Origin of the sequence: Mycolicibacterium aurum (assembly GCF_900637195.1) — a bacterium.
In the GTDB taxonomy this organism is placed as follows: Bacteria; Actinomycetota; Actinomycetes; order Mycobacteriales; family Mycobacteriaceae; genus Mycobacterium; species Mycobacterium aurum.
Genome location: NZ_LR134356.1, coordinates 5,805,566 through 5,822,444 on the forward strand (window position 1 = coordinate 5,805,566; position 16,879 = coordinate 5,822,444).

A 16,879-nucleotide genomic window follows, 5' to 3' on the forward strand; every position below is an offset into this window, starting at 1 on the left:
CTAGAACGGCGGAGGGTCATCGCCGTAATCGGGTCGAGGTTCGTCGAGGAAGCTCCAGTAGTCGTCGTGCCAGGCTGTCGGCGTTGCCGCCGAAGCCTTTTCGCGTTTGCGCGCGCGTTCGAGGGCGTTGTGCCGGCGTTCGGCGGTGATGCGGGCGGCCCGGTTCTGGGCGCGGGTGCGCTGACGGGTGGGCATCATCAGGTGCCGGCCGGGGTGGGCCGGTGCCGATGGCGCCTGGCTGGGTGGTGGCGGCGGCGTGCGGGTGTTCCAACCGGGAAAGAGCAAGCGGCTGAACGGAGTTGTGGCGTAGGACAGCCCGGCGGGGGTGGTGACCACGACGGTGCCGTCGGGGTGTTGGCGGTCACGCCAGCCGGCGAGGAACGTTTTGATCGAGTGGTGTTTTCGGCAGTAGCACTTGGTATTCGCGGGGTGGGTGGCGCCGGCGGGATACGGCACGGTGTGGTCGATGTCGGCGTTGACGGCGGGCAGGTCGCACCCGGGGAAGCGGCAGGTCAGGTCTCGGGTGCGGACGAACTCTTGCAATGCGGCCGAGGGGCGGTAGCGGTGCTCGGCGGTGCAGTCCTTAAGGGCGACGAGACGGACTTTCGCGCCGTGGGCGATCAGCTCGGCCAGCAGCGGTGCAGGCACGATCGCACCGTGCAGCGACGGGATCAGCGCTGCCTTGCGCCGCGCCGGAGGTTCGGGCTTCGACGCAGCCGGTGCAGGTTCGGGCTCGGGTTGGGGTTCGGGACCGTCCATCAGCGGGTCCTCGGCAGCGTCGAGGGACTCCTTCTCGCCGACGATGTGGATCACGATGCTGCTGGCGCGCCCGTCATCGACTTTGGCGGCGCAGTCCGGGTTGTCGCATTTGCACGCGAGGAAAAACGATCCCGCGTAGACCGCGCCGGTGGCATCTGCCCGGCGCTGGTCCTTGGTGCGGGGATCGTCCTGGCACACCGACCCGATCATCGCCGCAAGCCGCTGAGCCACGATGGCGGCGTCACCGGCCGACAACCGGCCGTGCACGCTGACTGTGCCGGTGGCCGCATCGGTGCGTGACCCGACCTTCATGTAGCGGCCGCGCATCGCATCACGGGTGCGGCGTACCGCATCGGGGTCATAGTGGTCGATCCACACATCGATGGCGTGTTCGAGCTTGGTTTTCGTCAGCACCCCCCACGCGGAGGCGCGCTGGGCGACCTCGTAGTCGATGTGGGGCAGTGCGGTAGGGGTGACCAGCAACGTGCGGTCATAGATCGTGGCGATCATCGCGCCGCTGATCTGGCCGGCGAGGAACCGCGCTGCGGTCATCGGGAGGCGATCCCGCAAGGTGAGCGCGACATCGACCAGATGCACCGCCTTGCCGTGGCTGACGGTCAACGCGCACGACACGACCGCTGCGGCGGCGTCCACATCATCGACGCCGTCCAGGTCCCGCACTCCTGCGGTCGCAGCCCGGCGCTGCACCTCCGCGATCGCGGCCAACTTGCGCGCTTCCGCGGCTGCCGACGCGGCGGCCCAGCCCGAGACCGCCGCCGCCAGCGCGGCGTCGCTGGCAGCAGCCAGTTCCGTCGGCTCCGGAAGCGATCTGTCGAACATGTGTTCGAGTATGCCAGCAGCCACCGACAACTGTCGGGCCTGAAGTACTGCCAACCTCCCGACAATGGGCCTGTTCTTCTGTCGTGGACTGACAGATCCGTAGGGCAGTTTCCGGTTCTGACGTCGGGGATCTACCGTTTGACTGTGCTCAACGAGACTCTTGAAGAAACCCTGCTTCCCAATGGCCTGACCGTCGAGGCGGCGCGCGCGGAAGCCGCTCGCACGTACGAGCTCGATCGCGCCCACGTTTTCCATTCGTGGTCGGCCCAGGCCGACATCTCGCCGATGACGATCGTGGCCTCCGAGGGCTGCCATGTCTGGGACGGCGACGGCAACAAGCTGCTCGACTTCTCCTCCATGCTGGTGAACACCAACATCGGCCATCAGCACCCGAAAGTCGTTGCCGCCATAGCCGACCAGGCCGCCAAACTGTGCACGGTGGCACCGCAGCACGCGAACGACGCCCGCTCGGAGGCGGCGCGGTTGATCGCCGAGCGCACCCCGGGCGAGCTCGACAAGATCTTCTTCACCAACGGCGGCGCGGACGCGGTCGAGCACGCGGTGCGGATGGCCCGTCTGCACACCGGCCGCTACAAGGTGCTGGCCCGCTACCGCTCGTACCACGGCGGCACCGAGACGGCGATCAACCTCACCGGCGACCCGAGGCGCTGGCCCAACGACCACGGCAACGCGGGTGTGGTCCACTTCTCCGGCCCCTTCCTGTACCGGTCGCAGTTCCATGCCACCACCGAGGCAGAGGAGAGTGAGCGCGCCCTGGCCCACCTGGAGAACGTCATCCGGATGGAGGGCCCGTCGACCATCGCGGCCATCATTCTCGAGTCCATTCCCGGCACCGCGGGCATCATGGTGCCGCCGCCCGGCTACATCGCGGGCGTACGCGCACTGTGCGACGAGTACGGCATCATCTTCATCGCAGATGAGGTGATGGCCGGCTTCGGGCGCAGCGGAAAGTGGTTCTCCATCGACCATTTCGACGTCGTCCCGGACTTGCTGACCTTCGCCAAGGGCGTCAACTCCGGCTACGTCCCCCTGGGCGGCGTGGCCATCAGTCCCACGATCTACGAAACCTTCGCCCACCGCGCATATCCGGGTGGCCTGACGTACTCGGGCCATCCACTCGCGACCGCCGCCGCGGTGGCCACGATCAACGCGATGGCCGAGGAGGGCATCGTCGAGAACGCGGCGCGCATCGGCAGCGAGGTGATCGGTCCCACGCTCACCGATCTGGCGGCCCGTCACCGCTGCGTCGGTGAGGTGCGCGGCGCGGGTGTGTTCTGGGCGGTCGAACTTGTCGCAGACCAGCAGACCCGCGAACCACTGGCACCCTACGGAAGTTCCAGCGCCGCAATGAATTCGGTGATCGCCGAGTGTAAGAAGCTGGGCCTGCTGCCCTTTGCCAACTACAACCGCATCCACGTCGTTCCGCCGTGCATCGTCACCGAGGAACAGGCACGTGAAGGTCTGGCGATCCTGGACCGCGCCCTCGACGTCGCAGACGCGGCGATCGCCGACGCCTAGTCCAGTTCCCCGCTGATCCCGCGCTCCAGCGCGGCGCGAGCTCGCTCGGGCAACACGATGAGCCCGTCGAGCTCGCGCCGTGCGAGCTGGTAGGCCCGGTCGCGTTCCTGCTGTGTCGCGCCGCCGTCGGCCGCGACGCGAAACAGGCGCTGCCCCCTCTCGAGGCGTTCCTGATTCTCCTGGGTGAAGGCGGCGCGGCCCAGGCGGATCGCCTCGGACTCGGCGATGTCGAACGCGGTGACGTACTCCTGGACGGCGTCGAGGTAGTCGCGCGCGGTGTCGCGGTCGTCGAGGAGGTCGGCCACGTTGTCGGGACGGTGGAAGTCCGCCCGCAGCTTCGCCCGGTGAAACCGCTCGGTCAGCGGGTTGCGCATGTCGGTCATCAGGGGGTAGTCGAGCAGCTTCGCGACGTCGATCTCGTAGTCGAGCCAGCGGGTGTGCGTGCGATCGTGCTCCTCCATGGCGCGGCTGATCGCCCGACGCTGCGCGGCGCCGGGATCGGCAGCGGGACCGGGGACCGGATCGGATACCGGGGCGATCTCGGGCGTGGAGCGGCCCCGCAGCGCGACGATGCCCTTGAACGTCGCGTAGCCCACGCCGATGAGCGGCAGCAGGATGAGCAACAGTTCGATCAGTCGGATGACGAGGCCCACACCGCCACAATGCCACTGCCGGACCTCATGCCTTGCTTAGAGAACCTTCAGAATCGAAATGGTTTCAAGCATCGACCGCCGGGCAACAAAACTGTCATGCGACATAAGACTCTGAACCTCGGATCCTTGTTCTTCGCAGGCGCTGCCGCTACCGCCATCGCAACCGCGCCCCTGACGTTCGCGCAGCCGGCACCGCCGCCGTGCGTCAACCCGGACGGCACCGCCTGCGCCAGCATCGGCACGGCCGGACCTGACGGAGCCGCCGGCGCCATTCCCGGCGGACCGGGCGGCCAGGCCGGACCGGGCGGCGCCGCGGGCGTCATCCCCGGCGGACCGGGCGGCGAAGCCGGCCCCGGCGGCGTCAGCGGCAGCACCAACCCCGGTGGCCCCGGCGGTGAAGCCGGCCCCGGCGGCGCGGCGGGTGCCATCCCCGGCGGCCCCGCAGGCGAGGCCGGCCCCGGCGGCGTCAGCGGCAGCACCAACCCCGGCGGTGTCTCCGGCGCCGCGGGACCTGAGGGTGCCACCGGCGCCATTCCGGGCGGGCCCTCCGGCACCGCCGGACCGGGTGGAGCCTCGGGCTGCATCCCCGGCATCGGTTGCGCCACCATTCCCGCTCCCTGATCTGTCCACCAGCACATAACCGCTTCGGAAAGGCCGGGCCCCACACGGGCTCGGCCTTTCTGGTGTGCAGCGCACCTCCTGCGCGCGCTCGGAGGTGTCGCCGTCGAGAACCGCGTGCCCCGCACTACGGTGGCGACGTGAACACTCAGGTTCCGACCACGCTGCTGGCCGGCCGCACCGTGATCGTCACCGGTGCCGCGCGTGGGGTGGGCAAGGGCATCGCCACGGCGCTGGTCGAACGCGGAGCATCGGTGCTCATCGTCGACCGGGAGGACGCAGCCCTGGCCGCGACCGCCGAATCATTCCGCGAGTCCGGCAGGCCGGTGCAGCCACTGGTGGCCGACCTGCGTGAGCCCGGTTGTGCCGAGCGCATAGTGGCGACCGCGATCGAGGCATTCGGCACCGTGCACGGGCTGGTGAACAATGCCATCGCCACCAACGAACCGAAACCACTGCAGGACATCACCCGTGAGGACTACGACCTCGTGTTCGACGTCGGCCCCCGCGCCACGTTCGAGCTGATGCAGGCGGTGTACCCGGTGTTCCTCGCCAACGGCGGCGGCAGCATCGTCAACCTGGGATCGGGGTCGGGCACCATCGGGCTGCCCAGGTTCGGCGCGTACGCGGCGGCCAAGGAGGCGATCCGGGGTATGTCGAAAGTTGCTGCGCTGGAGTGGGGCAAGCACAACATCCGGGTCAACGTGGTGTGCCCGTACGCCGAGACTGAGAGCATCAAGGCGTGGAGCGAGTGGGACCCCAAGACCTACGAGCGGACCGTGCGCGCGGTGCCGTTGGGCCGGCTCGGCCACGTCGCCGACGACATCGGGCCCGCGGTGTGCTTCCTGCTCAGCGACGAGGCGTCATTCGTCACCGCGCAGACCATCATGCTGGACGGTGGGGCAGCGGGCTTCCGCTGAGCTTCGACGCGCAGTAGTTGGCGAGAACCCGTATCAGCGGCGCGATCTCGACAAGTTCCTGATGGCCGCCGTGTGAGAAGAACTCGAGCAGGAATGCCTGCCGCCCGGCGGGCACCCCCACGCCGAGAACCGCCCGATACCCGAATCTGGACAGCAGCGCCATCTCCGCGGCATCGGAGCCCTCCAGACCGACGGCCGCCACGAACGTGGTGCCCTCGGCCAGGGCTTGCGCCGTGGCCGGGTAGTCGGCCACGTCGTACGCACCCGGCCCGAGCTCGGTCATCACCGACAGACCGGACTCCGGCCGCAGCACGAAGTCGACGCTGCGAACCGCACGCAGCGTCGTGGAGCCCTCCGGACACACCGAGATGGACCAGCCGGACGTACTGATCACCTGTTGCACCTGCATCGCGAGGATCTCCAGCGCGGCGGGCACGGTCAACTCCGGCTGGCGGTCGAGGGCGTGGACGACGATGCCGGCCAGCTGCTCGACTCCGCGCAGCTCACCCTGCAGACGGTCGCGACGGTCGATGCCACCCGGCACCATCGTCGTCGACACCCCGGTGCTGAACCGCGCGGGCCCCTGCCGCTTGGACTCCATCAGCGCGGCATCCGCTGCGGCCAGCAGATGCTGGCCGTCGCGGATATCGGGACCGGCGGCCGCGGCTCCCCACGACAGGCTGACATCGGGGCCCACCGCGCCGCGGATCGCCTTGGTCGCGTCGATGGCGAACACCTGCGCTGAGGCCAGCGTGCCATCGGGAAGCAGCACGCAGAACTCGTCCCCGCCGAGGCGCCCGGCGACGGCTCCGTCGATCGTGGCGGTCTGCCGGTCCAGCTCGCGGGCGACGTCGCGCAGGAGCTGATCGCCCGCAGGGTGACCGTTGCGGTCGTTGATCCGCTTGAAACCGTCCAGGTCACACAGCAGGACAACCGGATAGGCACGCTCCCAGTCGATCTCGGCGAGCCGCTGGTCGATCACCCGCCGATTGGCGATACCGGTCAGCGGATCCTCGTAGGCGTACCGCCACACCGTGGTCAGCAGCTCGGAGCGGCCGATCGCCACGGCCGTGTGTGCAGCGATGGCCTGCAGCAGCTGGATGTCGGCGCTGCCGAACTTCCGACTGCCGGCACCGGTGGCCCAGATGATTCCCCACATCGATTCGGCGACCATCACCGGAACGGCCAGTTCGCTCTCCTTGCCGAGGCCGACCAGCGCGCGCCGTGATTCGGGTGGGCAGTCCGCGTCGTCGAGTGCGAACGCGTAGGAGACGCCCTGCCTGAGCAATGCGTTGATGTTCGAGTAGGACTCGACGGGGTAGAACACGTCCTCGGGCCAACGCTGTTCGTGCGGAGCGAGATCACCGACATTGACGAGAATCCGCATCGCCGCGCGGTCGGGTTCCCACCGGCAGATCGACAGGGACGCGGCTGCCAACGCAGTTCGTGCCTGCTCGGCGATGACCTCGAGCACCTCGTCGAAATAGTCTGCGCGCAGCACAGCTTCGGAGATCCCGAGCAGAGCTCTGAGGACGGGCACCTCGATCGAGGCCTCATATGGCGCTGCGGGCCCGTGCACTGAGATCCCCCAACGCCCCGATGCTGACGATACGGAAAGTCATGTTACCCACATCACTGCGCCGCCGCGCGTGGTCGGCGGGGGATGGGGAACGGTAGCCTGCGGTGCTGTGCAGCCGATTCCCGTCATCGCCCTCACCGGCTATCTCGGCGCAGGTAAGACGACGCTTCTCAACCACGTGCTGCGCAGCCCGAACGCCCGGATCGGCGTCGTCATCAACGACTTCGGCGAACTCAACGTGGACGCGGGACTGGTCACGGGTCAGGTGGACGAACCCGCCTCGATAGCGGGCGGTTGCATCTGCTGCCTGCCCGACGACGGCGGCCTCGACGTCGCACTGACACGCCTCGCCGACCCCAAGCTCCGCCTCGACGCGATCATCGTCGAGGCGAGTGGCCTCGCCGATCCTGTCGCGGTGTCCCGCATCATCCGCTTCAGCGGCGTCGACGGCGTCCGTCCCGGCGGTGTCGTCGACGTGCTCGACGCAGCCACCCACTTCCACATCGTCGACCGTGACGCCACCCCGCCGGCACGCTATGGCGCCGCCACCCTTGTCGTGGTCAACAAGCTCGACCAGGTCCCCGAGGGTGAGCGGCCGGCCGCGCTGGCGCGCATCGAGAGCCGGGTCCGCGCACTCAACCCGCACGCGTACGTCGTCGGGGCGGTTGGCGGACGTATCGACCCCGCACTGCTCTACGACGTCCCCGCCGCCGCGGAGGAGGCCGGCCAGCTCACGTTCCGCGAGTTGTTGTTCGACGCCGAGCCCGCACCGGCCGCACACGGCCACGGTGACGGCGACCACCACCACGTCCATGCCGATTCGGTCACCGTGATTGGCGAGGGCTGTGTCGATCCCGCCGCGGTCATCGACCTTCTTGAGCAGCCGCCGGCCGGGGTGTACCGGATGAAGGGGACCGTCGGTGTCCGCTACCGGGCCGGCACGCGCAACTACACGGTGAACGTGGTGGGTCCGTCGGTGCACATCGCCGTGGCGCCCTCTCGTTCCACTGCCAACAGCCTCGTCGCGATCGGGATGAACCTCGACACCGACGACGTGCGGGAGCGCATGCGCTGCGCCCTGGCACCTGTCACCGGAACCACACCCGCACAGGGCATTCGACGGCTCCAGCGCTATCGCCGGCTCAGCATCTGATTCAGGGCATCCCGTCGAGCACCCGCAGCATCGCCGACGTCGTCGCCCAGTTCCGGATGGTCATCAGCCGATATTCGGGGGTTCCGACGATTCGGCTCATCCTGCTCTTGGCCTTCTCGGCGATCAGCCTGCTGAAGTACACCACCCCCGGACCGGCCCACGCGTCGTCGACCCCGTCCCGTAGTTGAACCACACCCATCGCCCGCTCCGCGGTGAGCGGCGCCTTCAGGAAGACCACGTCGCGGTGATGGTCGGCGGTGCGCTCCACGAACTCTGCGGGGGCGTCGACGACGACGCTGCGCAGCTGGCGGTGTGAGCGCACGACAGCCACCGGCGGGCTCTCCAGCCGCTCGGTCAGGAGCGCCTCGATCTCGGATTCCAGCGTCGCGGGCGCAGCGGCGGATTCGAACGCGACGTTGCCCGACTGGATGTAGGTGCTGACGTTGGCGAAGCCGGCATCGTCGAAGATCCCGCGCAGGTCCGCCATCGAAATCTTGTTGCGCCCGCCGACATTGATGCCCCGCAGCCACGCCACGTATCGCGCCGACCTCATCCGGCGACGCTACGTGATACTGGGTCGATGCTGGAGAAAAATGTGCTGGGCGGCCCACTGGACCCCTGCGGCACCGACCCCGTGACGGGCTTCTACCGGGACGGCTGCTGCAGCACCGGCGATGAGGACCTCGGCAGGCACACGATCTGCGCCGTGGTGACGGAGGAGTTCCTCGCTCATCAGCGCTCCATCGGCAACGACCTGTCGACGCCCATGCCCGCCTATCGGTTCCCTGGGTTGTCCCCCGGCGACCGCTGGTGCGTGACCGCGCTGAACTGGCTACGCGCCCATGAGGACGGACGGGCGTGCCCGGTGGTGCTCGCCTCGACACACGAACGGACGCTCGACGTGGTCGCTTTGGACGTGCTTGCGCGCTACGCAGTGGACGTGCCCGATGACCTTGCGGGGTTGTAGCAAACGCCAGTGGCGAGAGCCCGCCCTTTACATGTGACCCCCTCGTCAATACCATCCTGGTTTCATGGCCCTGTCTCGGACGCGCACCGCACCCGCCCTGTTGCTCGGCTGCGGCGCCGCCGCGGCGCTGTCCGCGTGCAGCTTCTCGATCGGCGGCCTCGACTACGACAAGCTCGAGAGCGAGATCACCAACGAGCTCAACAGCAATTACTCGTCGATCGATCAGCAGGTCTCGGCTGTGAACTGTCCCGAACAGTCCCCGAGCCCGAAGGCGGGCGACACGTTCGAGTGCACGGCCGAGGTGGGCGGCCAGACGGTGCGGGTGGTTGTCGACGTCAAAGACGATGAGTACAACAACGTGGCCTACGAGACCAAGGACACCCTGTACGACCTGCCGACGGTGTCGGCCACCCTGTCGGATGAGGTGTCGCGGCAGGTGGGGTTCCCGGTGACCGTCGACTGCGGTGAGGGGCTCGCGACGGTCGAGGTCGGCAAGACGCTCGATTGCACGGCAACCGATCCGCAAGGGTTGGAACGCACGGTGCAGATCACCGCGGCGCCGGTCGGCGAGGACGACAGCTGGGAACTGCTCAACTGATCGCCTCCCGAAGAGCGGTGCGGTCGACATCCCCCTTTGCGGTCAGGGGTAGCCGTTCGACGATCGAGAGACGTTCAGGCACTTCATATTTCGCCAGTCGCGTGCGGGTGTAGGAACCGAGATCCGCTTCACTGAATCGCGTTCCCGCCGCCGCGACGACGGCGGCCGCCACCCGCTCGCCGTAGACGGTGTCGGGCATTCCGAACACCGCCGCCTGCGCGACGCCGGGGTATCCGGCGAGGATCTGCTCGACGTGCTCGGGTGAGATCTTCTCGCCGCCGCGGTTAATGACGTTCTTGATCCGCCCGGTGATGGCCAGGTTGCCGCGGTCGTCGAGCGTCCCGAGATCTCCTGTGCGCAGCCAACCGTCGGTGAATGCGCCGTCACTGCGCGCCGGGTCCCCCAGGTATCCACGCGCGACGGTGGGCCCGGACAACCAGACCTCGCCGTCGACGATCGTCGCCCTCGCGCCTGTCGGTACCCCGACCGTGGTCCGGCGGACCGCGGCGCTGTCGGCCGGTGTGCATCCGGTGACGTGATGGGTGGCCTCGGTCATCCCGTATGCCGCCAGCACGGGCACCCCGTAGACGGATTCCATCCGTGCGGCGAGCTCCGGGGCCAGCGGCGCGCTGCAGCTGCGGACGAAGCGCAGTGCGCCGACGTCGCGGTCGTCGACTCGATCCAGGACGATCCGATGGATCGTCGGCACCGCCGTGTACCACGTCGCACCCGCGGCAGCCATGTCGTCCCAGAACGTGCCCGCGCTGAACCTGCCGCCTGCAGGCAGCAGCACGGCGGCGCCCCCCGACAGGCTGGTGAGCAGGGCGGCGACCAGCCCGTGTCCGTGGAACAGCGGCATCACGGCCACCGTCGCGTCACCCGAGGTCAGCCCGTAGGTGTGGGCGATCGTCGCGACGGACGCGCCGAGGGCCTGACGGGTCCACGGCACCATCTTGGGGGTCCCGGTGGTGCCCGACGTGAACATGATGAGGACATCGTCGGGGGTCAGGCCGACGGGCGGCGCCGCCGTCCGCGGTGGCCCGTCGGCGTGCACGCGCAGTCCTCTCACCTTCCAGACCCGCTGGCCGGCAAGGCTTTCTGCAGCAGGAACCGGTCCCGCCAGCACCACTCGCGCTCCGCTCATGTCCAGACGGCTGCGGATTCCCGCCTCGGGCAGTGCCGGATCCATCGGCGCCACGGCCAGCCCGGCCCGCGCAGCACCGAGGAGGGCGACCACGAACTCCACGGTGTTCTCCGCGAGCACCGCGACGACGTCGCCGGTGCGCAACCCGTGCCCGAGCAAGGTGCGGCTGACCTCGCCCACCGCGTCGTGTAGCCGGGCGTAGGTCAGGACCTCTCGATCGGCGCCCACGATCAGTGCCGTCGCGTGCGGGGGGTGGTCCGCAATGGTCGTCATCGCCGGGCTCCGTTCAGTACAGGGTTGAGGTCGGTCAGGTGGCCGCTCTCGGTGCCGTCCGTGGGATCGATGACACAGTTGATCAGCGTCGGTGTGCGTGAGGCGATGGCCGCACTGAGCGCCGATCCCAGTTCGGCCGGGTTGGTGGCGAGATAACCTGTTGCCCCGAAAGATTCGGCCAGCACGTGGTAACGCGTCGACTGCAGCAACCGGGTCGGTGCGGGGTCGGGGGACGCCGGGTCGGCCTCGTCGCCGCGGTAGATGCCGCCGTTGTTGAAGATCACGACGGTGACGGGTAGCCCGTAGCGGCAGATGGTCTCCATCTCCATTCCCGAAAACCCGAATGCGCTGTCGCCTTCGATCGCCACCACCGGTCCCCCGGTCTCGACAGTCGCCGCCACCGCATACCCGAGTCCGACGCCCATCACCCCCCAGGTGCCGCTGTCCAGGCGGTGCCGCGGCAAGGGCATGTCGATCACGTTGCGGGTGTGGTCGAGGGTGTTGGCGCCCTCGTTCACCAGGTGGACGTCCGGATGGTCGGCGAGCACGTCGCGGATCGCACGCAGCGCCGGGTAGAAACCCATCGGGTCGGTGTCGACGGCCAGTCTGGCCGACAACGCTGCCTTGTTCGCGGCGGCCTTCTCCGCCAGCCGGTCCCGCCAGGACGGCGGCACGGCGATGCGCGCCGTTCCCGGGTGGCGGTTCACCGCCTCCATCACCGAGGCGATGTCGCCGACCAGCGGGGCCGCGATGGTCTGATTGCTGTCCAGCTCGGTCGGGTCGATCTCGACCTGGATGAACTGTGCCTCCGGATTCCAGCGGGGCGCATCCCCGTGAGCCAGCAGCCAGTTCAACCGGGCGCCCACCAGCATGACGACGTCGGCCTGCCGCATTGCCAGCGACCGCGCGGCTGCCACCGACTGGGGATGGTCGTCGGGCAGCAGTCCCTTGGCCATCGACATCGGCAGGAACGGCACCCCGGTGGCCTCCACGAAACGACGGATCGAGCCCTCGCTCCTGGAATACGCGGCGCCTTTACCGAGGACGACGAGGGGCCGCTCGGCACCGGACAGCAGCGCGACGGCCCGGTCGACGGCAGCGTCGGACGGGTACTGCCGCGGTGCCGGGTCGACGACGGTGCGCAGGGAGGCCGCGCCGACGTCGCCGTCGATCACCTCGCTGAGCACGGCGGCCGGGATGTCCAGGTAGACGCCCCCGGGCCTGCCTGACGTCGCGGTGCGGATGGCCCGCGCGACCGCCAGACCGACGTCGGCGGCGCGGTTCACCCGATAGGCAGCCTTCGCGAGGGTCTTGGCGACCGCGAGCTGATCGAGTTCCTCGTAGTCGCCGCGGCCCAGGTCGACGATCGCCCGGTCGCTGGAGCCGGCGATCTGGATCATCGGGAAACAGTTGGTGGTCGCGTTGGCCAGTGCCACCAGGCCGTTCAGGAAGCCCGGTCCCGACACCGTCATGCAGACGCCCGGCCTGCCGGTGAGGAACCCGGCTGCCGCGGCGGCGTGGCCTGCCGCGCTCTCGTGGCGGAAGCCCAGAAAGCGGATCCCTTCGGCCTGGGCCAGCCGCGCCAGGTCGGTGATGGGGATCCCGACGAGTCCATAGATCGTGGACACGCCGTTGCGCTTCAGCGCCTCCACGACCAGGTGGGCGCCGTCGGTGTCCGGTGTCGCCGATGTCTGGGTCATGCCTCGACCCTCGTCCTCGCGGGACACCGTGTCGCCATTGCTGGCCGCAAATCGCGGTTCCGGGTAGCCGGTAGGAATCCGTCCCCGCGAGATGCGGTTAGCTTTCGGTATGGCATCGGTGTTGACGGTGAACATGGCGGCAGCCCCTATCCGCCTCGGTACGCGCCGCTCGGGGATCGACAAGCGGCCCAGCGCCGAGCCGCTGGCCGTGCGCGCGCCGGGCCCGCGCAAGGGCGGCCTCGGCAGTGGCGTCGTGGGTGATTCCGTCTGCGACAGCAAGCATCACGGCGGCGACGACCAGGCCGTGTACGCCTACGGGCGGGAGGACCTGGACCGCTGGGAGGGCGAGCTGGGCCGTGAACTGTCCAACGGCATGTTCGGGGAGAACCTGACGACCGCAGGGGCGGACCTGACCGCGTGCCTCATCGGGGAACGCTGGTCGGTGGGCGATGACGGCCTGCTGCTTGAGGTCACCAGCCCGCGCACCCCCTGCCAGACGTTCGTGAAGCGGCTGGAGATCCCCGGCTGGATCAAGACGTTCACCGCCGCGGGCCTGCCCGGCGCCTACTTCCGGGTCATCGAGCCGGGCACGGTGCGGGCCGGTGACAGCATCGAGGTGGTGTCGCGTCCCGACCATGCGGTGACCATCGGCATGGTGTTCCGCGCGCTGATGGGTGAACGCACGCTGTGGCCGGCACTGGCCCCCGCCGATGCGCTGCCCGACAAGATCAAGCAGCAGGTGGCCAAGCACAGTTGAGGCCCGCGTCGGACCGCCCGCCCGATCGACCGGGCATGCAGCCCGATGTGAACTGAATCTCAAACCGGCCGGCGACGACGACGGCCGGTTTGGTCACCCGTGGCTGCCGGGAACGCCTTCAGGACGCGACGCTGTTGTCGCGCTTCCGAGATTCCTCGACGCCGACCCAGGAGCTCTTCTCTGGCATGGACGACGCGATCCCCTTCGACTCTGCAACCCAACTCGCCGTCACCGCAGCGTGGCTGGCCGGCGCGATAGCCGTCGCCTATGTGGTGGGCCTCGCCATCTCGTGGCTGCTCCAGCGGCTGGGCAGACGCAGCGCGGTGCTCTCCGACGTCGCTTCCCTGACCCGTCTTCCGCTGCGCGCCACCCTGGTGGTGATCGCGGCCGGCGCAGCCCTGAGGCACGCCACGGATCCGGCGTCGGGATGGCGGGGCTGGGTGGACCACATGCTGGTCATCCTCCTCATCGGCACGCTGACCTGGGTGCTGGTCAGCCTCGTGCGGGTCGCCGAGCGGCAGGTCATCGCCCGGTTCGCCGGTGGTGACACCGGGCTTACCGACGCCGACCGGCACCGCCGCAAGATCAAGACCCAGGTGTTGACCCTGCGCCGAATCGTCGTCGCCATCGTGGTGGTGCTCGGCGCCGCAGCAGCGCTGATGACCTTCCCGTCGTTCAGCGACATCGGTAAGACACTGTTCGCCTCGGCCGGGGTGCTGACCGTGGTCGCCGGCCTGGCCGCGCAGACGTCGCTCGGTTCGGTGTTCGCGGGAATCCAGATCGCCTTCTCCGACGCGATCCGCGTCGGCGATGTCGTTGTGCTGGAGGAGGAGTGGGGGCGGATCGAGGAGATCACGCTGACCTATGTGGTCGTACACCTGTGGGATGAACGCAGGTTGGTGCTGCCGTGCACGTACTTCACCACGACGCCGTTCCAGAACTGGACCCGCAACGCCACCGAGCTGCTCGGCACCGCGGAGCTCGATGTCGATTTCACGATTCCGTTCGCTGCGATGCGTGCCGAGCTGGACCGGATACTCCATGCCAACACGCTGTGGGACGGCCGGGTCGGCGTCCTGCAGGTCACCGATGCCGTCGAAGGCTTGGTCCGGGTGCGCATGCTTGTCAGCGCGTCGAACGCGGGCGCTCTGTTCGATCTGAGGTGCGATATCCGTGAGGGCATGGTCGAGTGGCTGCAGCGCACGAATCCGGGCGCACTGCCCCGCAAGCGCATCGAGCACCAGACCGACACCGAGCGGGACGTGTCGAACGGTGTGGCGCACCTGGGCACGTCACAGGCCGACTCCGGGCTGTTCAGCGGGAACGCCGAAGCGGAGCGTCGCGGCCGGGCGCTGGCAGGCGTGCACTACGACGGTTAGCGGCGACAGCCGGCGTCCTAGCATGGACGCGTGTTGCCTGACGAGCTCGCCGACCGCACGCGACGCGCCACCCGAGCGGCGGTCGATGCGGGCCGCGACCTCGGCCTGCGGGTGGAGCAGGCGACGGTTCTGCATGACGTCTTCTCGGTTGTCGTGCACCTCGCACCCGAACCCGTGGTGGCACGGATCCCGGTGGTCTTGACCGCAAGTACGGACCCGCACCGGCAAGCCGCCCGTCAGCAGCGCGAACTCGATGTCGTCGCCTGGCTCGACGGTCACGGTGTCCCGGTGGTGGCGCCCGCCCCCGGGCTTCCGCGCGTGCCGGTCCGCCGCGACGGCTTCCCGATGACGTTCTGGGAGTTGGCCGACGTCGCCGACGACCATGAGCCTTATCGCGGTGTCGAGGTGTCCTACAGTGCCGAACTGCACGGCCGCCTCGGTGGATATCCGGGCGATCTGCCGTTCCTTGCGCCGTTCAACGACGGCCTGCCCGACATGCTCGCCGACCTGCCCGCAGACCGACGACGGGACGCGGTACTGACCCCCGCCGACATCGACCGCGCCCGAACGGAGTTCGAGAGCCTGCGCCGGATCCTCCGAGATCGGGGCGCATTCCGCTCCGCCTTTCCCGATGTGCCCGTGCAGGCGATCCAGGGAGACGGGCCGTCGCACAACGTGATCCGGACCAAGACGGGGATCAAGTTCTCCGATTTCGAGGACGTGTCGTGCGGGCCGGTGGAATGGGATCTCGCACTGCTGGGCGCCGACGCCGTTGCCGAGTACAACCGTGCCGCGCGTGCCCGCGGCCTGCGCACCGCCGATCCGGAGGTACAGCGGGTGATGGACTGTGCCCGACGCCTGCAGTTCGTCGGGTGCGTCACGTTGGTTCCCCAGTTGCCACTGCTGGCCGGCCCGATGACCGCGGCAGTGCAGGAGTGGCGCGACACCGAGCCGTTCAGCTGAGCTGATCGGCGATCGAGACCACCAGACCACCCAGCATGAAGGCTCCGACGGCCGCGATCAGCGTTGCCGTGCTCAGCGACGGGATGTACCGCCGCATGCCGCCGACCTCGCGCCCCGCCCCGTGGTACCGGTGGGTCAGCGCGTGGCCCTTACCCCGTTGCAGGAGATAGCGATTGACGGGATACGCGGCGAAGAACGCCGCGGTCAACGCGATCATCATGCCTACCCAGAACATCGGGTTGACGAGGCCGGCGTTCATCGCGCCCGGCAGGACGGCCATGACAGCGTTGTCGACGACTTCCATCGTGAGGATCGACAGCGTGTCTGCCGCCAATACGACACTCAGCGCCGAACCCAGTGCGAGACCCGCCTTCAGCAGCGGAAGCGTGGACAGCGTGTAGCCGAACAGGAACGCCAGCGCGATGCTCAGCGCGATGGTGACGACGGTGTCCAGACCCAGGGCGGTGCCGGTGATCAGGCCCAGTATCTCGCCGATGGCGCATCCGGTGAGACAGTGCAGCGTGGCGCTGACCGCCATCGCATTGACGCTCCCATGCTCCATGGGTCGATTCTTGCCGATGAGTACGGCGCGGTGGCCAGTGCGTCAGGTCGGCAGCCCGTAGTCCATCGGCGGTCCGGCGGGGCCGATGGCTGCCTGGTCGGCGATGGCGGTGGCCACTGCCACCCCGTCGTGCACGTGCCCGAGCACCACGACGTTCTTCTTCAGACCGGGGGCGCCGATCTGGGCCGTGTCGGGGGTGATGCGGAACGTGGTGGTTTGTCCGTCCGGAGTGCTCGTCGTCAGCGCGTCCTCGGTTGCTGCGATCACCTGGCCCGTCTGCTGGATGTGCTCCGGCGTGGGAGCGGCGGCGGGGGGCGGCGTGGCCTCCGGCGCGGCCTGCGGTTGTGCGGCCTGCGCAGTGATCAACCAGCCTGCGGCCCCGGCCACGCCCATCATCGATGCCGTGGTGACGTGATGGCGCCACCGTGAGCGCCGGTGTCGTCCGGTGTGATGAATGGTTGTCATATCCGTCGCA

At 68.9% G+C, this 16,879-nt stretch carries 17 protein-coding genes; 9 read left to right on the forward strand and 8 right to left on the reverse strand.

Annotated elements, in window-relative coordinates:
- On the reverse strand, positions 1-1,599 hold the full coding sequence (locus EL337_RS27560) for an HNH endonuclease signature motif containing protein (RefSeq protein WP_048630806.1): 1,599 nt from the start codon (positions 1,597-1,599) through the stop codon (positions 1-3).
- Between the two features lie 144 nt (positions 1,600-1,743).
- Between EL337_RS27560 and EL337_RS27565 the strand changes: the two genes are divergently transcribed.
- Entirely contained in the window at positions 1,744-3,138 is a 1,395-nt protein-coding gene (locus tag EL337_RS27565; protein WP_109519763.1) for an aspartate aminotransferase family protein, read from the forward strand.
- Here the strand turns inward: EL337_RS27565 and EL337_RS27570 are convergent.
- Entirely contained in the window at positions 3,135-3,791 is a 657-nt protein-coding gene (locus tag EL337_RS27570; protein ID WP_048630807.1) for a hypothetical protein, read from the reverse strand. The genes EL337_RS27565 and EL337_RS27570 overlap by 4 nt on opposite strands.
- A 96-nt stretch (positions 3,792-3,887) precedes the next feature.
- On the opposite strand from EL337_RS27570, the gene EL337_RS27575 reads away from it, so the two are divergent.
- Both EL337_RS27575 and EL337_RS27580 read left to right on the forward strand, forming a co-directional pair.
- A complete protein-coding gene (locus EL337_RS27575; RefSeq protein ID WP_126316710.1) occupies positions 3,888-4,412 on the forward strand; it encodes a hypothetical protein in 525 nt (174 codons plus the stop codon).
- Between the two features lie 137 nt (positions 4,413-4,549).
- Positions 4,550-5,329, forward strand: a complete 780-nt coding sequence (locus EL337_RS27580) for an SDR family NAD(P)-dependent oxidoreductase (RefSeq protein ID WP_048635427.1) — start codon at positions 4,550-4,552, stop codon at positions 5,327-5,329.
- On the opposite strand, the gene EL337_RS27585 is transcribed toward EL337_RS27580, so the two are convergent.
- Positions 5,295-6,869, reverse strand: a complete 1,575-nt coding sequence (locus tag EL337_RS27585; RefSeq protein WP_232786930.1) for a diguanylate cyclase domain-containing protein — start codon at positions 6,867-6,869, stop codon at positions 5,295-5,297. The genes EL337_RS27580 and EL337_RS27585 overlap by 35 nt on opposite strands.
- A 148-nt stretch (positions 6,870-7,017) precedes the next feature.
- Here EL337_RS27585 and EL337_RS27590 point away from each other — a divergent pair, with 148 nt between their 5' ends.
- Positions 7,018-8,061, forward strand: coding sequence for a CobW family GTP-binding protein (locus tag EL337_RS27590; protein WP_048635429.1), 1,044 nt, complete (start codon positions 7,018-7,020; stop codon positions 8,059-8,061).
- A 1-nt stretch (position 8,062) separates the two neighbouring features.
- Here the strand turns inward: EL337_RS27590 and EL337_RS27595 are convergent, their stop codons facing one another.
- Positions 8,063-8,614 (reverse strand): DUF1697 domain-containing protein, encoded by a 552-nt coding sequence (locus EL337_RS27595; protein WP_048635430.1) that lies wholly within the window; start codon positions 8,612-8,614, stop codon positions 8,063-8,065.
- 27 nt (positions 8,615-8,641) lie between these two features.
- On the opposite strand from EL337_RS27595, the gene EL337_RS27600 reads away from it, so the two are divergent.
- Both EL337_RS27600 and EL337_RS27605 read left to right on the forward strand, forming a co-directional pair.
- Positions 8,642-9,028: a DUF2237 family protein gene (locus tag EL337_RS27600; RefSeq protein ID WP_048635431.1), complete on the forward strand. Its 387-nt coding sequence runs from the start codon at positions 8,642-8,644 to the stop codon at positions 9,026-9,028.
- Between the two features lie 64 nt (positions 9,029-9,092).
- Positions 9,093-9,626, forward strand: a complete 534-nt coding sequence (locus EL337_RS27605; RefSeq protein WP_048635432.1) for a DUF4333 domain-containing protein — start codon at positions 9,093-9,095, stop codon at positions 9,624-9,626.
- Here EL337_RS27605 and EL337_RS27610 read toward each other — a convergent pair.
- Together EL337_RS27610 and oxc are read right to left on the reverse strand one after the other, a co-directional pair.
- Complete coding sequence (locus EL337_RS27610; protein WP_048635433.1) at positions 9,619-11,043, reverse strand: AMP-binding protein; 1,425 nt, start codon at positions 11,041-11,043, stop codon at positions 9,619-9,621. The two genes, EL337_RS27605 and EL337_RS27610, sit on opposite strands and share 8 nt — an antisense overlap.
- Positions 11,040-12,743: an oxalyl-CoA decarboxylase gene (gene oxc / locus EL337_RS27615; protein WP_048635434.1), complete on the reverse strand. Its 1,704-nt coding sequence runs from the start codon at positions 12,741-12,743 to the stop codon at positions 11,040-11,042. The genes EL337_RS27610 and oxc overlap by 4 nt, the downstream gene beginning before the upstream one ends.
- Positions 12,744-12,852: 109 nt before the next feature.
- Here oxc and EL337_RS27620 point away from each other — a divergent pair, with 109 nt between their 5' ends.
- From EL337_RS27620 to EL337_RS27630, 3 genes are all read left to right on the forward strand, one after another.
- Positions 12,853-13,500 (forward strand): MOSC domain-containing protein, encoded by a 648-nt coding sequence (locus EL337_RS27620; RefSeq protein ID WP_048635435.1) that lies wholly within the window; start codon positions 12,853-12,855, stop codon positions 13,498-13,500.
- 185 nt (positions 13,501-13,685) lie between these two features.
- Complete coding sequence (locus EL337_RS27625) at positions 13,686-14,879, forward strand: mechanosensitive ion channel family protein (RefSeq protein ID WP_048635436.1); 1,194 nt, start codon at positions 13,686-13,688, stop codon at positions 14,877-14,879.
- A 30-nt stretch (positions 14,880-14,909) separates the two neighbouring features.
- Complete coding sequence (locus EL337_RS27630) at positions 14,910-15,842, forward strand: phosphotransferase (protein WP_048635437.1); 933 nt, start codon at positions 14,910-14,912, stop codon at positions 15,840-15,842.
- Here the strand turns inward: EL337_RS27630 and EL337_RS27635 are convergent.
- Together EL337_RS27635 and EL337_RS27640 are read right to left on the reverse strand one after the other, a co-directional pair.
- Positions 15,835-16,404, reverse strand: a complete 570-nt coding sequence (locus EL337_RS27635; RefSeq protein ID WP_232786931.1) for a DUF4396 domain-containing protein — start codon at positions 16,402-16,404, stop codon at positions 15,835-15,837. The two genes, EL337_RS27630 and EL337_RS27635, sit on opposite strands and share 8 nt — an antisense overlap.
- Before the next feature lie 42 nt (positions 16,405-16,446).
- Positions 16,447-16,869 carry a hypothetical protein gene (locus EL337_RS27640; protein WP_083443301.1) on the reverse strand — a complete coding sequence of 141 codons (423 nt, stop codon included), beginning with the start codon at positions 16,867-16,869 and terminating at the stop codon, positions 16,447-16,449.
- Positions 16,870-16,879 lie beyond the last annotated feature (10 nt).